The sequence below is a fragment of the Armatimonadota bacterium genome (assembly GCA_016223145.1).
Lineage (GTDB): Bacteria > Armatimonadota > Fimbriimonadia > Fimbriimonadales > Fimbriimonadaceae > Nitrosymbiomonas.
Genome location: JACRPN010000020.1, coordinates 66334 through 82515, shown reverse-complemented (window position 1 = coordinate 82515; position 16182 = coordinate 66334). Strand labels below are relative to the sequence as shown.

Sequence of the window (16182 nt, the reverse complement as noted above, 5' to 3'; positions counted from 1 at the left end):
GTGTTACGATGGGCGCATGGCCGAGGCCTTTGCAGCGACCGTCCGGTTCGAGCGCCAGCGCATGAAAATGTCGCTGCGCGAGTTCTCGGAGTTGATCGGGGTATCGGTCGCTTCGATCAAACGCTGGGAGGCCGGCACCGCCAAACCGGCCGAGGCCCTGCGCGAGGCCGTCTTCGACACGCTGGCCGCGGGAGAACGGTTCCAGCCGCCGGCCCATGGAGTGCACCCCGGCTGGTGGCTCCGGCTCGCGCGCCACACCCGCCGCGTTTCCATCCGCAGCGCGGGAGAGCTCTGCGACGTGTCGCCTTCGGCATGGCAGCGGTTCGAATCGGGCCAGACGCGGATCGGGTTCCAGCAGGCGAGGAAGCTAGTGTTGACGCTCGGCGACGAGGTCGTCGAGCCGATCCAGCCGCTCTCAAGGGATTTTTTGGACCGCGCGGAGGCTGAGTCGTTCCATCAGACCCACCGGTGGGGCTCGGCGATCATGACCTCGCTGCTCAGGCATGGCGGCAGCGCGGCGCACGAAGGCGAGAGCGCCGAGAACACCTGCCGGGCGCTGGTGATCCTCGCGCGGACCCTCATGCAGATCGGAGACCACGACCTCTGCGGCCAGGCCTATTTCGCCGCGTACTCCCTGGGCAAGGAGTCTGGGATTGACCCGGAGACGCTGTCGCGGTGGCAGCTTTCGTCGGTCTGGACCGGGTTTCCGGTCATCAAGACGCCCCGATTTGCCTCGGCGCGGCTCTCCTGGCTGGAGAAGAAGCTTTCGGCGATGGCGCCGGGGGAGCGGGCGGACTACGGCATCATGCGCGCGATGTTCCTGGATTGGGCCGGTTACCCGAGCCTGGCCAAGGAGATGCTGGAGCGGCCGCACGATTCGCCGGACTACGAGGTGCTCGCGCGGCTGATGATCGCCTGGCTCGAGGCCAAATATGGCGACCGGGCGGCGGCGATCCGGGAAGCTGAGCCTTTCTTCGGGGCGGACGCTGCGAACCTGGCGTTCCTGGCGCGCAAGGTGGCGTTTGAGGCGAGCTTCCAGAGCCAGGATTTCCTGAGCGCCTCCGGCCATATGTCTGCGCTGGAAGGCCTCAGGGACCTCCACGGCTACTGGTCGCCCGACCTTGCGTCACGTCGCAAAAAGGTGATTGAACGCCTTGGCGAATGAGCGAGAGGCGAGAGGCGAGAGGCGAGAGGCGAAGGGCGATTGAGCGGGCGGACGGAGCGAAGGCATCCTTGCCTGGCCCCTAGCGCTGACACGTCCTGGATCCTCGAAAAGCGATGGGCGAAGGGCGAGGGGCGAAGAGCGGGCGGACGGAGCGCAGGCATCCTTGCCTGGCCCCTAGCGCTGACACGTCCTGGATGAGCGAAGGGCGAAGGGCGAGGGGCGAAGAGCGGGCGGACGGAGCGCAGGCATCCGTGCCTGGCCCCTAGCGCTGACACGTCCTGGATCCTCGAAAAGCGATGGGCGCTGGGCGCTATTGCCCCTCCCTTGGTTTTCACTCCCGTGGAAACTGAGGGACGGGTTGGGGAGGGAGACGGTGCCCCCTCATAGCTTTTGCTCGCCCAAGCTTCCGAGTCCCTGAAATCCTCCAAATCCTCGGCCACTTCTGGATTTTGAGGACTTTGGGACTGTTATTTCTGTAGTCATCGTGCAGTGTCTACGGCCCAAGCTGAGCCCCATGCAATAGGGAAGGGAGAGGAAGCAAGGTGTCAACCTGGTCTGTGCCTACTTTGACCTTCAACGCAAGGCTTCGGGCCTCAACCCCGAGGATCGGGGTAGCCACACAACAAGAGGGCTAACGGTAGTCGGGGCTCACACGAAGTGGCCACGCAGTGACCGGCCGAACGAATGAGTCCTTCGATCTCAGCAGACTGGCGTCTGCAGCCACCCGACACTACAATTCCTCGGATTGCCCACCCGAAGGGTGGCTTGCCCGATGGAATCGGGGCAGGCACGGGCCCTCTCCCCAGGGGGAGAGGTGGTACCTAAGGTTTCACTCGGTCGGCCCTCAGGGCCTACGGGGAGCGTCCAAGCGTAGCTCTCAGAGCCCCCTCACCCGGTTCACTACGTTCACCGGCCTCTCCCCCAAGGGGCTCACCCCCGTTCGCTGTGCTCCCCGATGGAATCGAGGCAGGCACCGTCCCTCTCCCCAGGGGGAGAGGTGGTTCTTAAGGTTCCACTCGGTGTGCCCTCCGGGCCTGCGGGGTGGTGATGGGCATGCACGTTTAGCTCTCGCCCCCCCCTCACCCGGTTCACTACGTTCACCGCCTCTCCCCCAAGGGGCGAGGTGGTACGCGAGATCATGGCCCTGCAATCCGGACCCCTCACCCCCGTTCACTGCGTTCACGGACCCTCTCCCACGAGGGGGAGAGGTGGTTCCTAAGGTTCCACTCGGTCGGCCCTCAGGGCCTACGGGGAGCGCAGGTGTGCGGTGCGCGGTTGGTGGTTGGTGAGAGCTCTCCGTTCGGACCTCAGACCCCGGACCCCCTCACCCCCGTCCCGTAAGGCGCGGCATCTTCGATTCACTGCGCTCCCCGATTGAATCGGGGCAGGCACGGGCCCTCTCCCCAGGGGGAGAGGTGGTTCCTAAGGTTTCACTCGGTCGGCCCTCCGGGCCTACGGGGCGAATGCTATAGCTCCCTGCACTGCAGGCCAGGCGTGGATGCTTGCGCTCCGTCCCCGCCACTCCCAACACCCTCGCCCAATCAGCACCCTCACCATCGTCGCCGACTCACCGATTCACCGACTCATCCCATCACCGACTCACCACTCTCACCACTCTCACCATTCTCACGACCCTCACCATCCTCACAGACTCACCATCCTCACAGACTCACCATCCTCACCGACTCACCCCATCACCGGCTCACCGTCCTCACCCACTCACCATCCTCACCCCAAGGGGTCTGGCAATCGCAGCCCGAGGTTCGTAAAATACGGGACGCACACCCAATGTCCGACCAAGAGCCTGAGAGTCCAAGTCCGCCCAAATACCGCACCGGTTTCGCCCTGCTGCGAAGGCTGATGCCTGAGCTAAGGCCGTTTCGCAAGCTGATGATCCTGGTCTGGACGCTCACGATCCTTCAATCCGGGTTCGGCTTTGTGCCCCCGCTCATCTTGGGAGACATCGTCAACCGTCTCCAGCGAGGCGAAAACGTGAACGCGCTCATGTACCTTGCGTTCATCGTGGGGTTCTCGCTAACCGCCGGATTTCTCGGATACGCGCTTGGCGTTTCCACGAGCCTCTTCGGGCAGCGTGTGCTTCTCACGGTTCGCGGCAAGCTCTACGACCACATGCAGCAGCTTCCGTTGGCCTATTTCGAGAAAAACCAGACCGGCAAGCTGGTCAGCAACATCATCAACGACGCGAGCACGGTCAACGGCCTGATCACCGGCAACCTGAACACGATGCTGAGCGACCTGGTCCAGCTCACGATCGTGTGCGTGGTGCTGTTCTCGATCAACTGGCAGCTTGCGCTGATGGCCTGGTCCATCATGCCGATCTACGTCTTCAATTTCCGGCGCTATTTGAAGCCGCTACAGAGCACGAGCGAGGACATCCGGCGCACGCGCGACGTGATGTATGGCGACATGCAGGAAAAGCTCTCGGGCGTCCAGGTGGTCAAGAGCTTTGGGCAGGAGCGCTGGGAAGCCCGCAGCTTCATGGGCACGACCCGCGACCTGATGGGACTGAACCTGCGTCAGGGCGCCCTGGGCGGGGGCCTTTGGACCGCCGCCGACGCCATGACCGGTGTGGGCCAGGGCTTGGTGCTTCTGTTCGGCGGGTACTTGTGCCTGAAGGAAGAGATGGGCGCGGGGACGCTGATCATGTTCCTGATGTACTCGATCGGCTACGTGTACAACCCTATCGTGCGGTTCCTGGTGGCGATCGACCCGATGGCACGCGCCGAGGCCGCTTTGAACCGAATCTTCCGAACCTTGGACACCCCCAACAAGGTGGACGACAAGCCGGGCGCGCCGCCGATGCCGCCGATCATGGGCCGCGTGCAATTCGACGGGCTATGGTTTGAGTATGAGCCAGACCAGCCCGTCATTCGGGGGTTGGACCTGGACGTGGCCCCGGGAGAGATGATCGCTCTCGTGGGCTTTTCTGGAAGTGGCAAGACCACTCTCGCCAGCCTGCTTTTGCGCAACTACGACCCCCAAAAGGGCAGGATCGCCGTGGACGGGATCGACCTCCGGGACGTGCAACTGGCCACCTACCGAAGGCAGGTGGGCGTCGTGCCGCAAGAGAGCATCCTCTTCAACACCAGCGTGCTCGAGAACATTCGCTATGGGCGAGTCGACGCAACGGAGGAGGAGGTCCACGCGGCCGCCAAGGCGGCCATGATCCACGATGCCATCGTGAGTCTTCCCGACGGCTATGAAACCAAGATCGGCGAGGACGGCATCAAGCTCTCCGTGGGCGAGAAGCAGCGGGTCGCCATTGCCAGGGCCCTGCTCGCCGATCCGAAAATCCTCATCCTCGACGAGGCCACAAGCGCGCTCGATTCGCAGACCGAGGCCCTGCTCCAAGAGGCCCTCGACAACCTGCTCGCAGGGCGGACGAGCTTCGTCATCGCGCACCGATTGAGCACGATCGTCAAGGCCAACCGCATCGTGGTTCTGGATCGGGGAGAGATCAAAGAGCTGGGTCCCCACGAGAAGCTGCTCGACCACGACGGCCTCTACGCAGCGCTCTACCGGCAACAGTTTGCGGTTGCGCTGGAAGCCGGCGCGGAGTAGCGCGGAAGCGCTCCTCTGAGGGCTATCAGCACTAAAGACTTCGATCTGGACGAGCTGTTTTCACTGTGTCTCAAGCAATGAGTGCCGCTGAGGTGGGCCTCAGGGGCACTCATTGCGGGCACAAGCCTTCCCAACAAGACTCAATACTCGGATGCTTACGAGCGGTGCTTGCGGCGTAGATACGCGAGCACTGGCAAGCCAAAGACGAGGAACGACGCTGGCTCTGGCGTCAGGACCACAGAGCCTGTATTGCTGTACGTCGAGCCGTTGATAACGATCGAGTACGATGTTGAGACGGTGTTAGGCATACCGAGCGCCATCACTCTCGCGACCTCGCTATCAATTTGCGCTTGGTCGGTTCCGGGCCACGGCCACCATGCATTGCCAACTCCAACGTAGCATAGTTCGTTGACAAAGTTCGTGCCAGCTTGACCGCTGGCATAGACGATGTCGTCAAGCGTGCCCTTAATACCGTCCCCTCCATAGTCAATGCCCATGCGCCTGGCTTCGTAGGTGTAGCCAATGAAGTCGCCGTCGAAGTCCAGCTCGTTGCCACCGTCCGAACTGTTCATGTCGAACGTCAGATCCTCGAGCCTGAACCTGTTTGCCGTTCCCAGCGAGATGATCCGCAAACCGAAATGCAGGCGATTGCCTAACTCCGAGGCGAACGCTGGGCCAAAAGCCGTTCCGGGGTCGGCCTTGCCGAGCCAGGAATTGAAGCTCGTGACCATGTTGCGGCTCAGCGGAGCGGTAGTCACCTGATAGTAGGCCGTCGGATCCGTCGCAGGCGTGCCCACACTTGAAAGCCCATTCTCAAGTGCATACATCGCGTTCGAGACGTAGCCTCCCCAACTTGGCGAACCGTAGGCGTTTGGCGCAAACGAGCCGTAGACGTCAATGGTTGGTCCCGACTGTGCGAGCGCGACGCCCGCCAGTGAAGCGCTCAGCGCGCAAACTGAGTATCTCATTACCCTCATGTTCTGATCTCCTTTCATTTAGTGGATACGCGTCTTGTAGCAACGTTACAGCACTGTGATAGCTGTGTTTTGGGATATTGTCAGACTTCGCATCACAACCTGCTATTGTTGCGAGTAAACCAAAGTGTGACAATCTATACTTCTTTTCATAGAATCCGGAATCCAGGTATCTTCCGGCTCGTGAAATATGTGCCTCTGCTGATCGGTATTGCGTTGTCCTCGTCTGCTGCAGCCGATCGCTTTATTCACGGTCCGATCGCACAAAAGCTCCCTTACGGGGCGCTGAAGCTGGAAGGGCTCTGGAGCGGCGCCGAGGGAAGAACGGCCTCACAGCGGGTCGGCCTAGGCTTTGCGACGGTCTTCGACGGAGAGCTCGTCTGGGACCGGCGGCCGGGGCACGAGTCCCAATTCACTTTCGACCTTGCCTACAATTACACCGATCCGGTGGTGACGCTGATCCCGGGCGTCTCGATCGGCGTTCAAGATGCTCTGAACAGGTCGGAGGCCGGCCGGCGGTTCTACTGGGTGACCACCTACCACTACGGCCTTGACGGAAAGCTCAACCAGAATGTGCCCTTGGAGTTCACGCTGGGCGCCAGCCTCGGAGCGCGAAACGGGGCGATTGCGAGCTTCAACATCCCGTTTGCGAACTGGATCCGGCTCGTAAGCGAATACGACGCCGGACGGCTAACCCAAGGGCTCGAATATCGGCCCTCCAAGGAGGCGGTTGTGCGGATGCTCTTCGAGGAGAAAACGGTGCTCTGGACCGCCAGCTTGGTCAGGCGTTTTTGACCGGTTCCAGAAACACGCCCATCACCCCAATCCCAAACGAAACGGCGATCGCCATCAGGCACCCTGATGCTTGGTTCCCCGTCATAAAGGCAACCGAATCGCCCGCCGCAACCTCGAATTCCAGCGACTTGGTGACCAGCGTGTTGTAGACCTTGAGTGCGTGCTTGCCGGGCTCGATTTCCTCCTGAACGGAGTCCCCGGGGTTCAGAACGCCTATGGGGCGCTCATCGAGAAACACGTGCACCTGACGAAAGCCTGAGTCCTTGGGCGAGTCCCTTCTTACGGTTAGCGTCGGCAAGAGCTACTCGACCTCCTGAACCATCCTGGATATGTCCGCCCAAGCCGTTCTCAGATCGGCAAGCAGCGGCGTGGCGCTCCTGGCTATGGCCTGTAGATCGGGATCAATCTTCGCCATCAGCAGGTGCTCCTCGATGAGCGGACTTTCGGCGATCGGGTTGCCCATGGGATCGAAAACCATGCTGCCGCCGACGAAGCCCTTCCCGCCTTCGAAGCCAGTCAATTGAACGTTTGCGGTGAACAGGCCGTGCTCCTCGGAGATGGCCCTCAACATGCGGCGGTAGCGCGCGTGGTTCTCTGGTTCCGACCCGTGGAAGCCCCGTCCAGGAGAAGCGCTCGGAACCAAGATGGCCTGAGCGCCCTGCACCGCGCAAAGGGTCGAGAGCAGAGAGTGCCACACGTCCTCGCAGATGAGCACGCCAAAGCGCCCCAGCCGCGTGTCGAACACCCCGAGCTTGTGGCCGCGCGAAACGAACCGCTCCTCGTCGAAGAGACCATACGTCGGCAAGAAAAACTTTCGGTAGTTGTGAACGGCCTTGGCGCCGTTTGGCTGCAATTCCACATAGAGGGCGCTGTTGTAGAGTCCGCCTCCCGCCTTCTCGTAGTAACCGACAAGAATGTCTGTCGGTTGGCTCAGCCGCCCTTGCGTGGCGCGGTCCAGGCGGGTGCAGAGGTCCTCGGCTTCGAGGGCGTTTTCGAGCACGCCACCCTCGAGGTAGTAGCCAGAGACCGCTGACTCAGGAAAGAGAACCAGATCGGCGCCCCCCTGGGAAGCTTGCACCGTGAAGTCGGCGATGCGCTCGATATTGGCGTCAAGTTTGGCCTTTTGGGGCGCAAGCTGGGCGCAAGCGAGCGTGAACGGCATGAGGGGAGTGTACCGCCGGGCGACGATGCAGCCCGGAAGGGGAAGGGCCGCAGGCGGCGAATATCCTTCGCATGGAAGACCAGGGCGGTTCGATGACGCGCCTCAAGCTCGCAGTGTCCCTTGCCGCTTCTGCGGCTTCCTGGTGGCTGCTCCGTGGGCTACCGGGCAACCAGGCGCCGGTGGCGGCGGTCTTTGTCCTCACGGTCACGCTATGGGTTAGCGAGGCGTTGCCGCTCACCGCCACAGCCCTGCTCAGCACCGCGCTTCTCGTCTTTGTTGGCGGGATCGATGAAAAGAAGGCATTTGCCGCCTACGGCGACACCATCGTTCCCCTTTTCGTCGGCAGCTTCATCCTTGCCAAGGCCATGGAGATCACCGGCCTCTCCAACCGCTTCTCCTGGCTCATCCTGACCCAGAAGTGGGCGACGCGCTCACCGTCATCACTGCTTTTGGCGATGGGGTTCATCGGCTGCGCCATCTCGCTGTTCGTCTCCAACACCGCCACGACCGCCATGCTGCTTCCGATCGGGGTCAGCATGTTGTCCGCGCTGGGAGCGGGTACCGACGAAATCCCGTTCGCGACGGCCATGATGCTCATGCTCACCTGGGGATCGAGCGTGGCTGTTGGGCTACCCGTCGGAACTCCGCCGAACCTAATCGGCATCGGTATGATCCAGGAGACCGCCGGTGTAACGATCACTTTCATGCAATGGGTCGCGTTTGCGATGCCCATCACCTTGGCGATGATTTTGGCCGCTTGGGTCGTGCTCTGGGTCCTCTACCGAAGGAATGCGCCGAGCATCGCCCACGCGCGCCCGCTGGCCCTTGAACGCTACCGCGAACTTGGAAGGATGGGCCCCGCCGAACGAAACGTGCTGATCACCTTCCTCATCGTGCTCGCGCTGTGGATGATCCCAGACCTCTCTTCGGCCGCTACCGAATTGGCGCAAGGAAAGGCCGCGCCCTGGACCAAGTGGCTCCAGGGCCATCTGACGCCCGCCGTGGCCGCTCTTTTGGGCGTTGCGCTGCTGTTCATCCTTCCGGCGCGCGACACGGGCCACGGCCGAACCATCACCTGGAAACAAGCTGCCAGTATCGACTGGGGCGTGATCATGCTTTTTGGGGGCGGCATCGCATTGGGGCAGGCGATGTTCTCCTCTGGGCTCGCCAAGACCTTCGGCCAGACAGCCGCAGACCTGACGGGAGCCCATTCGCTTTGGGCCATTACCGCCCTCTGCATCGCGGCGGCGATCATCCTGAGCGAGCTTGGAAGCAATACAGCGGCGGCCACGACCCTCGTGCCGGTCGCCATTGCCATCGCGAACGGCGCCGGTGTCTCGCCGATTCCTCCGGCACTGGGTGTGGCTCTGGGCGCGAGCTTCGGTTTCATTCTGCCGGTTTCGACCGCGCCAAACGCGATCGTGTATTCGAGCGGATTGGTTCCTGCCAAACAGATGATGCGGTCCGGCGCCCTGATCGACGTCGTCGGCTTCGTCGTCACGCTGGGGTGCCTGTATCTGATCTTGCCGGCAATGGGCCTGGCGAAGTGAACTGGCTGTCGTAACAAGTGCTCAGGGGCTGACGAGCTGCTTTGGACTTCCCCCAGATGTTTCACACAAAGGCGCCAAGATTCGGAAGACACAAAGGGCTCCAGAACGTTGTCAGCGGAGCTTTCCGTTGATGACTCGCTTGATGCCATCTTTGATTAGTGGCACGTTGAAATTGATCAGAAGTCCGAGTCGCTTGTCGGCGACCTTGAGATAGGTGAGAAGCTGTTTGAAGTGAACGGGCGCTATCTCCTCGACCGATTTCACTTCCACAATGACGATGCGCTCGACAATCAAGTCGGCTCGATAGCCCTCAGGCAACTTCACATCGCCGTACATGAGGGGAATGGGATGCTGCCGCTGTACGAACAAGCCACGACGACGAAGTTCCTGTTCGAGCAACGCCTCATAGGCCGACTCAAGCAACCCGGGACCGAATGCCTCGTGGACCCGAAAGGCGCAATCCACGATGATGGTCGCCACCTCGTTCTCAGTCCGCGGTAGGTTGCTCATGCACTGCACACCGAATACCAAATTGGAACGTGACACCCTTTGTGGCTTGTGTGTCCCCTTCGTGCCTCTGTGCGAAATCCGGAAGGTTCAATCCCCACACCGCACACGGCCCAAGTTGATGTGTCCCCAGCCGCCGGTTTCGCGGTCCACGGCCCGGATGCGCAGCTTCTGGCCCTTGAGCGCCGACACGTCCCAGACCCGTTCGTCCATCCGCTCCGTATTGCGTCCCCGTTCGACGAAGAGGCGTTTGCCGCTCGCATCGATCAGCTCCACGTAGGTGCCCTCAAGCGATCCACCGCCGACCAGCAGCCGAATCCTGGATTTGGTGACCGAAAACTCCGGCGACGTGATCGAACCTGTATAGGCGTCGTCGTAGTTGCCTTTGCCGTCTTCGCAGGTGCCGATGAACCCCTCCCCGCGCTTGACGCCGAAGTCTAGGCGTTCGGACCAGGTCGGCACTTCTGGGAAACTCCCCTCGATGAGCCAGCCCTCCATGCGCCAATCCTCAAAGTCGAAGGTGGGATCGGTGAGCGGCTTGGGCTTGACCACGTACTTGGCCCCCTCGAATCCGCCGTCCACGATGACGGTCCAGTCCTTGGTTTTGTAGACCGGGCCGAACTTGTCCAGCAGCCAAGCCATGCTCGCCAGGCCCGACCCTTCGCCCCAGTCGAATCCGGTCCTGCCCGACTGATGGTCCGAGCCGCCGTGGCAGCAGTTCTCCGGTTGGAGCCCGAGGGGGTAGTTCGGGTTCGGATAGATGCCGAGCTCGTGGTGGAGCGGATGGTTGATGAGCGTCATCGCCGCGCGTGTGGCGGCCACCCCGCGCTCGAAGTAATCCCGCCGTCCCAGCGCGGCGCCGAAGTCCGCTAAAGTGCACCCGAACTGCGCTTGGCGGGCGTCGTTGTACTCGCCGTCGGAGTTCTGGACCCCGAAGCCCCCGAACGTATAAGCGGTCTTGCGATAGTTCATGTTCCATGCGTTCTGGTAGAGCGCCATGATGTCCAGGGCCTTGAGGGCAGCGGCTTTGTAGATTGCGGATTTCGGATTGCGGATTTCGGATTGGGCCGGGGTTTGGGAGTGCGCGAGCTTGCTCGCGCTTTGGCTTGGCTTCCCACGGATTTCCTTTGATTCCGCGGAAGGGCCCGGAAAAGCGCGAGCAAGCTCGCGCACTCCCAAAGGCACTCCCAAAGACTCTTGTCCCAGCAGCATCGACGTCTTCATCAACGCCACCGCGGCCCACTGCATGCAGAGGGTGTTTTGGGGCGGCGAGAGCGTGTGCGTATCGTGCATCGCGGGGTCATCGATGACGCCGTTCATTTGCAGGCACTGCTTGGGAGAGCAGGAGAAGAAGGTCTCGAAGTCATACCAGCGCTGCTGATCGACGACGTTCTTGACGAGAAAGTCTGACGCGCGTGCGGCCCCGGAGGCTCCCGCGACCGGATTCGGTGACGGGACGTGCTTCGACAGCAATATCTCGGCGAGGAACCACGCCGGCAGAGCCGTCTGCGCCGAGTGATCTAGGATCGGCACCACCTTCTGGTCCTTCGTAAGCCAGGTGGGAATGGACCCATCGGCGTTTTGCAGTCGCACCATCGCCCCAGCAATCTCTTGACACTGTTTCAGGATGTCTTCGCGGCGAGGGCAATCCTCAAAGTCCAGCCACCGGAGCATCCAGATGCCCTTCCAGGCGATGTTGGTCAGGTCGTAATAGCAGTCGGCCCTCGGACGGATAAGCGAGCCCAGCCAGGCTTTCTCCTTGATTTGATAGGTGGTCGGGCAGAGGCCCCGGTCCATCGGCGCGGCGAGCGCCAGGTTGAGCATCTTGTTGCTCTTGTCGATCCAATCCTGGTTCTTCAGCTTCAGGCCCCACCAGTGCAGCCCCCAAGCCGACCGGAGCTGGTTGAACCAGCTTTGCCAACTCACCCAACCCTGCTGATACCCCCAGCCAGCAGGGATTCCGCCACAGATCTGGCCATCAATCTCCACCTCGAACCATCCCGGCTCCGTGGGGTAGTTGCGCGCCGGGTCCACCGTCTGGACCCCATTGATCTCTTTCAGCCTTCCTCCGTTGATGGCTGCCGGATAGCAGACCTTGGCGTACTCCTCGAACGGCATCGCTTGCGGCAGGATCTTTTCGAAGGTCTCGTGTCCGTACCACTCCCACTGGTGCTTTACGGCCTGTCGATACGCCCCAAAGGGTTCAGCCTTGGCGTCCAGGATCAGGCGGTAGGCCAGTTTGAGGTCTTGAGGTACGCGCCGAACCATCGAGGCGTCGTGGGCGTACCACACGTGCCCCACACCGCGATGATCGGCGAAGCCATAGCTCATCAGCGTTGCGTCCACAACGTCGTTCTTGGCGTCCAGGTCAAGAATTGTGGGGATCGGGCGGTTTTCGGCGAGTACATTGACATCCGGCATCATGAGCGCGGCGATCGTTCCCCTCTGGGCCGAGATGACGGGAGCCCTGAAGAAGTGGTCGCCGACAACCTGGTTGTCGCCCTTGCGCAGCCCCGGCGAGAAGGTGGAGTCCGGCTTGCCGCCCTGGCTCAAGGTCTTGCCGTCCGGCGCAAAGGCCAGCGAATCCACGAAGTACTCAATGTTCTCGCGGGGCTTGGCCATATGCGCCCTCAGCGAGACCTTGATGACCTTTCCTATAGCCGGCACCTCGACGATCTTCTGGATGACTCGCTCTCCTTCCGCGCGCTTTAGGGTGAAGGTGCTCCCTTCTTTGCGGCTGAAGAGGATCGTTTGCTGGAAGGCGAATCCGGGCGGCTCGATGAAGAGCCTTCCGGCGCTCTGGCGCAGGGCCGTGGGTTGCGGGACCGAAGAGGTGAGCTTGACCCGAGAGGAAGTCGGAGAGGTAAGGACCATCCGCCACTTGCCCTTGGCGTCTTTGGCGTAATACTCCTCAGCCACGTCGGCGATCCCGGTCTTGCCGATGGGGGTCATCACGACCCTCAGTCCAACGCTCTCGCCAAAGAACTCGGCAACATGGCCTTTGGCTGGAGTTTGGGCGACAAAGAACAGCGCGATGGCGGCAAGCATGCGCTCTTATTCGACGGCGAATGAAGAAGTCCTATCGGCGGGGCAACCGCGGCACCGCTCCAGGGCTACTTCTTCTCGCCGGGAATCTGCTGAAGCTTGTCCTTCTTATACCACTGGGGCTGCAGGTCCGATTCGTTCGGGGTGGGCCGGAACATGGACTTGTTGGCCTTGAGGATCGTCGGCACCGGCGCAAGCGTGGGGTTGTCTTCGGGCGGACCTGGGGCCTGCTTGTCAGATTTGTCACCCAGGCTGACCCCCAGCGCGCTCTTGTTGACCGTCGGACGCGACTCGCCGGTCTTGGGGATGTTGTTCTTGGCTTCCTGCTCTGCCATCTTGCGTTGATCTTCCTCAGAGACCGGTTGGTTCATCTTTCCGAAGAAGATCACGGCGCATGCCAGGGCGACGAGAAAGGTCACGGCGGCGATCGGTGCAGGTTTCTTTTTCATGGCCTTGTCGGCTCCCGGAGCGCTCTATTATGGTCCATTCCAAGCAGCCGGAACCCAGCTCTCGGGGCTCGGAGCCATAATTCGCTTTGGGTTCCGGGTGTCTGATCTGCAGACATCGGGCCAAACGAACGCCATGGAGCAGCCGATCGTCGCCATTGATGCACGCCTGGCCGGCGGGTCCTCCACGGGCGACAGCACCTATTGGACGGGCCTTCTCCACGGGCTCGCGAGCCAAGACCATGGCTTGCGCTTCCTGCTTTTTTCCAACAAGCCGAGACCCGCAGAGATTCCCGATTCAGCGGCGTTTCAGTGGATTTGCCTGCCCGCGAGGTCGTCGCGTTGGTGGTCGCTCGTTTCGTTTCCCGTCGCCGCACGGAGGATGGGGGCGCGCGCCATCCACACGCAGTACAACCTGAGCCCTCTTGCAGGGCGAATTGGGCTGACCACGATCCACGACGTGTCTTTCTTCATTGGGCCCGAGTGGTTTAAGCCGCGCGACAGGGTGCTCCTTCAGAAGTTCGTGCCGGCCTCCGCCAAGCGGGCGGCTCGTGTGCTCACGGTTAGCGAGACCTCGCGCGCCGATATCGAGCGTTTTGTTCCGGCAGCGAAAGGAAAGGTCCGAGTCTCACCGCTCGCCCCTGGCCTTGGCATTCGGCCAACGGAGCGCGAACTCGCGAGACAAATGGTGTCCTCCGAACTGGGAATCCAGACCCCGTTCCTGCTCACCGTGGGAACCCGTTGGCCCCGAAAGAACATGGACCTTGCCCTTCGCGCTGCCGAACGCCTTGGTGACGCCCTACCCCACCGACTCGTGGTGACGGGCAAGGCGGGATGGGGCGAGGAGGCCCTGGGGTCGCGCGGTTTCGCGACGGGGTTCGTCACTGACCGACAGCTCTCCGCGCTCTATTCGGCTGCCGATCTCTACCTTGCGCCGAGCCACTACGAGGGCTTCGGGATCACGCTCCTGGAGGCGTTTTCGTGCCGGTGTCCCGTGCTCTGCAGCCCAGGAGGCGCACAGGCCGAGGTGGCAGGACAGGCCGCCGTGATTGAGCCTTCGAGCGAACCCGAAGTTTGGGCTGCGAGGGTCCGAGAGATGCTGGGCGATTCGAGTAAGCTGGAGTCCCTTCGTGGGGCCGGCGAGGCAAGGTCGCGCCAATTCACCTGGAAGGGCATGGCCTCCCTCGTCTGCGCAGCTTATCGTGAGGTGATCCAATGACAGAACGCGAAGAACTCGAAGGCGTCATCGACGCCGAACTCCTGAGCATCCTTGCGTGCCCCCTTTGCGCCGACCGGCCCAAGCTGGATCTGCACGGACACTACTTGCTCTGCGGCCAGTGCCACAACGCGTTTCCGGTCGTCGACGGCATCCCTCAACTGACTCCGGAAGACGGGGTGCCCATCAGCAAGATCAAGGACCAACTGGATGACTAACGACAATCTGAAAGTGCTCGTGCTGCACGGGCCCAACCTGAACCTGACCGGCTTTCGGCAGCCGGACATTTATGGCAAACGAACCCTCGAAGAGATCGACGCCGACATCCAGGATGCGGCCAAGGCGCTCAAAATGGACGTTCGCATCCTTCAGAGCAACTCGGAGGGCGTTCTGATCGACACGATCCAGGAACACCGCAACTGGTGCAACGCCATCGTGGTCAATCCGGGCGCCCTTACCCACTACTCCTATGCGCTCCGCGACGCTCTGGTCAGCGTGCGGCTCCCCGTCATCGAGGTGCATCTGAGCAACGTCCATGCCCGGGAGGAGTTCCGAAAGACCAGCGTGATCGCTCCCGTTTGCATCGGCCAGATCAGCGGGTTTGGCGCGCAAAGCTACGTTCTGGCGCTGAACGCCATCGCAACGTTTGTCGAGGAAACCGTCTGATGTCCAACCTAACCCGTCTTCAGGAGGCCGTGGCCGCCCGCAACCTGGAGGCTTTTCTCGTCAGTGAAATTGCCAACGTCCGATGGGCCTCCGGCTTCTCGGGCAGCGCCGGCTGGGTGCTGCTGAAAGGAACCGAAGCGGTCTTTTTGACCGACAGCCGCTACACGATCCAAGCCGGCGAAGAGGTTCATGGAATGCCCGTATTTACGTTTGCGAACCCTGTGACCTCGGTTCAATTCCTGAAGGAGCACGTCGAGAAGATGGGGATCGGCAAGCTTGGCTTCGAGAGCGAGTCGGTGACCTATGCGACTTTCGAAGATTGGGCCAAGGCTTGGTCCAGCGTCGAGCTGGTCCCCGCAAAGAACCTGGTGTCTCCGCTTCGGATGGTCAAGAGCGCCGAGGAAGTGGAGGGCATTCGGCGCGCCTGCAAGCTCGCTGACGCTTGCTTCCAGCATGTCTGCCGAATGATCCAGCCTGGGGTATCCGAATACGACATCGCCCTGGATATCGAGTTCTTTTTCCGACGTCAGGGCGCCCAACTTGCCTTCGAGCCGATCGTGGTCAGCGGCGAGCGCAGCGCCAGGCCCCACGGCCACGCCTCTGAGAAGAAGCTCGCTGTCGGCGATTTCGTCACGCTCGATTTCGGCGCGCAGGTGGATGGCCTCTGCAGCGACATGACCCGTACCGTGGTGGTCGGAGAGGCTTCGGACCGGCACAGGGAGGTCTACACCCAGGTTCTGAAGGCCGAAACCTCCTGTATCGAGATGATGAAGGCGGGCCTAGAAGCAAAGGCTGTCGATGCCCACGCGAGAGCGGTACTTGACGAAAAGGGCCTCGCGCAGTACTTCGGCCACGGGTTGGGCCACGGCCTCGGGCGTGTCGTTCACGATTCCGGGCGAATGAGCCCCACGAGCGACGACATCTTGGCTCAGGGACAGGTCTGGACGGTTGAGCCGGGCGTGTACATCGAGGGCTTCGGCGGCGTGAGGATCGAGGATGACGTGCTGGTCACGGAGACCGGTGTGGAAGTGCTGACCCACTCGCCGAAAGAGCTGCTCGTCCTGCCGGCCTGAA

General features: G+C 61.8%; 14 protein-coding genes. 8 read left to right on the top strand and 6 right to left on the bottom strand.

Annotated elements, in window-relative coordinates:
* The first annotated feature begins 16 nt into the window (after positions 1-16).
* Positions 17-1165 carry a transcriptional regulator gene (locus tag HZC36_15430; protein ID MBI5708373.1) on the top strand — a complete coding sequence of 383 codons (1149 nt, stop codon included), beginning with the start codon at positions 17-19 and terminating at the stop codon, positions 1163-1165.
* Positions 1166-2953: 1788 nt separating this feature from the next.
* A complete protein-coding gene (locus HZC36_15425; GenBank protein ID MBI5708372.1) occupies positions 2954-4747 on the top strand; it encodes an ABC transporter ATP-binding protein in 1794 nt (597 codons plus the stop codon).
* Positions 4748-4902: 155 nt separating this feature from the next.
* Here HZC36_15425 and HZC36_15420 read toward each other — a convergent pair whose 3' ends face one another.
* A complete protein-coding gene (locus tag HZC36_15420; protein MBI5708371.1) occupies positions 4903-5724 on the bottom strand; it encodes a hypothetical protein in 822 nt (273 codons plus the stop codon).
* 180 nt (positions 5725-5904) lie between these two features.
* Between HZC36_15420 and HZC36_15415 the strand changes: the two genes are divergently transcribed.
* Positions 5905-6516, top strand: coding sequence for a hypothetical protein (locus tag HZC36_15415; protein MBI5708370.1), 612 nt, complete (start codon positions 5905-5907; stop codon positions 6514-6516).
* Here the strand turns inward: HZC36_15415 and HZC36_15410 are convergent.
* Entirely contained in the window at positions 6503-6814 is a 312-nt protein-coding gene (locus HZC36_15410; protein ID MBI5708369.1) for a hypothetical protein, read from the bottom strand. The genes HZC36_15415 and HZC36_15410 overlap by 14 nt on opposite strands.
* A gap of 3 nt (positions 6815-6817) precedes the next feature.
* Positions 6818-7678, bottom strand: coding sequence for a beta-ureidopropionase (locus HZC36_15405; protein MBI5708368.1), 861 nt, complete (start codon positions 7676-7678; stop codon positions 6818-6820).
* A gap of 71 nt (positions 7679-7749) precedes the next feature.
* Here HZC36_15405 and HZC36_15400 point away from each other — a divergent pair, with 71 nt between their 5' ends.
* Entirely contained in the window at positions 7750-9228 is a 1479-nt protein-coding gene (locus HZC36_15400) for a DASS family sodium-coupled anion symporter (GenBank protein MBI5708367.1), read from the top strand.
* Between the two features lie 111 nt (positions 9229-9339).
* Here the strand turns inward: HZC36_15400 and HZC36_15395 are convergent, their stop codons facing one another.
* The 3 genes from HZC36_15395 to HZC36_15385 all read right to left on the bottom strand — a co-directional run bounded on the left by HZC36_15395 (position 9340) and on the right by HZC36_15385 (position 13229).
* Positions 9340-9738 (bottom strand): GxxExxY protein, encoded by a 399-nt coding sequence (locus tag HZC36_15395; protein ID MBI5708366.1) that lies wholly within the window; start codon positions 9736-9738, stop codon positions 9340-9342.
* Between the two features lie 87 nt (positions 9739-9825).
* Complete coding sequence (locus tag HZC36_15390; protein ID MBI5708365.1) at positions 9826-12783, bottom strand: hypothetical protein; 2958 nt, start codon at positions 12781-12783, stop codon at positions 9826-9828.
* Positions 12784-12848: 65 nt separating this feature from the next.
* On the bottom strand, positions 12849-13229 hold the full coding sequence (locus tag HZC36_15385) for a hypothetical protein (protein ID MBI5708364.1): 381 nt from the start codon (positions 13227-13229) through the stop codon (positions 12849-12851).
* On the opposite strand from HZC36_15385, the gene HZC36_15380 reads away from it, so the two are divergent.
* The 4 genes from HZC36_15380 to HZC36_15365 are packed head-to-tail and all read left to right on the top strand — an operon-like array spanning position 13228 to position 16181.
* A complete protein-coding gene (locus HZC36_15380; protein MBI5708363.1) occupies positions 13228-14445 on the top strand; it encodes a glycosyltransferase family 4 protein in 1218 nt (405 codons plus the stop codon). The genes HZC36_15385 and HZC36_15380 overlap by 2 nt on opposite strands.
* Positions 14442-14660: a Trm112 family protein gene (locus HZC36_15375; GenBank protein ID MBI5708362.1), complete on the top strand. Its 219-nt coding sequence runs from the start codon at positions 14442-14444 to the stop codon at positions 14658-14660. The genes HZC36_15380 and HZC36_15375 overlap by 4 nt, the downstream gene beginning before the upstream one ends.
* Positions 14653-15108, top strand: coding sequence for a type II 3-dehydroquinate dehydratase (gene aroQ, locus HZC36_15370; protein MBI5708361.1), 456 nt, complete (start codon positions 14653-14655; stop codon positions 15106-15108). The genes HZC36_15375 and aroQ overlap by 8 nt, the downstream gene beginning before the upstream one ends.
* On the top strand, positions 15108-16181 hold the full coding sequence (locus tag HZC36_15365; GenBank protein MBI5708360.1) for an aminopeptidase P family protein: 1074 nt from the start codon (positions 15108-15110) through the stop codon (positions 16179-16181). The genes aroQ and HZC36_15365 overlap by 1 nt, the downstream gene beginning before the upstream one ends.
* Position 16182 lies beyond the last annotated feature (1 nt).

What these genes read in the sequence shown, in the direction of transcription:
- HZC36_15430 (MBI5708373.1), top strand. Translation starts at nt 17, where the DNA reads ATGGCCGAGGCCTTTGCAGCGACCGTCCGGTTCGAGCGCCAGCGCATG.
- HZC36_15425 (MBI5708372.1), top strand. Translation starts at nt 2,954, where the DNA reads ATGTCCGACCAAGAGCCTGAGAGTCCAAGTCCGCCCAAATACCGCACC.
- HZC36_15420 (MBI5708371.1), bottom strand. Translation starts at nt 5,724, where the DNA reads ATGAGGGTAATGAGATACTCAGTTTGCGCGCTGAGCGCTTCACTGGCG.
- HZC36_15405 (MBI5708368.1), bottom strand. Translation starts at nt 7,678, where the DNA reads ATGCCGTTCACGCTCGCTTGCGCCCAGCTTGCGCCCCAAAAGGCCAAA.
- HZC36_15400 (MBI5708367.1), top strand. Translation starts at nt 7,750, where the DNA reads ATGGAAGACCAGGGCGGTTCGATGACGCGCCTCAAGCTCGCAGTGTCC.
- HZC36_15395 (MBI5708366.1), bottom strand. Translation starts at nt 9,738, where the DNA reads ATGAGCAACCTACCGCGGACTGAGAACGAGGTGGCGACCATCATCGTG.
- HZC36_15390 (MBI5708365.1), bottom strand. Translation starts at nt 12,783, where the DNA reads ATGCTTGCCGCCATCGCGCTGTTCTTTGTCGCCCAAACTCCAGCCAAA.
- HZC36_15380 (MBI5708363.1), top strand. Translation starts at nt 13,228, where the DNA reads ATGGCCTTGTCGGCTCCCGGAGCGCTCTATTATGGTCCATTCCAAGCA.
- HZC36_15385 (MBI5708364.1), bottom strand. Translation starts at nt 13,229, where the DNA reads ATGAAAAAGAAACCTGCACCGATCGCCGCCGTGACCTTTCTCGTCGCC.
- HZC36_15375 (MBI5708362.1), top strand. Translation starts at nt 14,442, where the DNA reads ATGACAGAACGCGAAGAACTCGAAGGCGTCATCGACGCCGAACTCCTG.
- aroQ (MBI5708361.1), top strand. Translation starts at nt 14,653, where the DNA reads ATGACTAACGACAATCTGAAAGTGCTCGTGCTGCACGGGCCCAACCTG.
- HZC36_15365 (MBI5708360.1), top strand. Translation starts at nt 15,108, where the DNA reads ATGTCCAACCTAACCCGTCTTCAGGAGGCCGTGGCCGCCCGCAACCTG.